Annotated in this window: 2 protein-coding genes; one reads left to right on the plus strand and one right to left on the minus strand. The window is 44.8% G+C overall.

The annotated features are described in order from the left end of the window. The coding region (locus tag FJZ26_06210; protein MBM3229999.1) for an AarF/ABC1/UbiB kinase family protein at window positions 1-818 on the minus strand (818 nt) is incomplete at its 3' end. A gap of 123 nt (window positions 819-941) precedes the next feature. On the opposite strand from FJZ26_06210, the gene FJZ26_06215 reads away from it, so the two are divergent. Further along, window positions 942-1,162 (plus strand): hypothetical protein (locus tag FJZ26_06215; protein MBM3230000.1); only part of this gene is annotated, 221 nt, incomplete at its 3' end.

Raw genomic sequence — 1,162 nt, forward strand, 5'->3', positions numbered from 1 at the left:
ACAATGTTTCGCGCTATTATCTTCCTGTTAAACTGCTTCTTTGCCTTCAGGAGAACCGAAAGCTTTTTTCCCTCAAGGTATTCCATTGTGAGCACTTTCTCAGTTGTGAGGTCCCAGAAAACCTTTGGCGCCCTGGAATGGTCGCTTCCCCCTAGATTCCTGCAAAACGCCTCAATATTCTTCGCCTCATTGACATAATTAAGCTCCTTTATTGTGTAGTCCTCAAATTCCTCAACAATCTGCTTTGGGTTGATGATGTTGTTGTGGTGGTATTTGTCTAGAAGATAGACAAATAAGTACATCATGTCAATGTCAGTCCTGAAAATCTTTTCAGCATTCGGCCTCTGCACCTTTACAGCAACTTTCTGGCCGTTCCTGAGCTTTGCAAAATGAACCTGGCCAATAGACGCTGCTGCAATCGGCTCAGTATCAAACGAGATAAATGCCTGGCTGATTTTCCGGCCCAGCTCCTTCTCAACAATTGCCTTGACAATCGGAAACGGAAATGGCGGAACCTGGTCCTGCAGGGTTGCAAATGCGTTGCAGTATTCTCTTGGCACAAGGTCAGGCCTTATGCTCAGCAGCTGACCAAGCTTTATGAATGTCCCGCCAAGCTCCTCCATGACCTTAACCATCCTGTATGGCTGGGTGTCATATCTGATAAACTGCTCAGTGTGGATTGTCTTCCTCAGCGGGAGGAATTTCTTTAGCCGTAGTGACTCGACAAAAAAGCCAAGCTCATTCTTCACAAGAACATCAAGTATCTGCCTCAGCCTGTTTATGTCTTTCAGCTTCCTGTCAAAGTCAGCAAATGGCATGCTCTGGTTGAGGCATATTGATTATTTAAAAGTTGTGGCAGAATGAGCGGAAAAGAGGGTAGGAAAAATGGCTGAATGCTATCCATGGAAAATTATTTAAGAATAAAGTGAATTCGCTGTTCAATGCCATACGCTGTAACCCATGTAATACTCACAATTGTTGCCGCTGACCTATACAGAGATTACTTTGCCAGAAGAAAGTTCTCAACATGGTATGTCCTGATTGCAGGAATTGCCGGCCTCCTGCCTGACATGGACCTGCCTGCGAGCTGGTTCGCAAACCTGTTTCTCGGAACAAGCTATAATTTCCATCGCCTTTACACGCATTCACTTCTTTATTTCTT

This window comes from Candidatus Parvarchaeota archaeon (assembly GCA_016866895.1).
Classification (GTDB): domain Archaea; phylum Micrarchaeota; class Micrarchaeia; order Anstonellales; family VGKX01; genus VGKX01.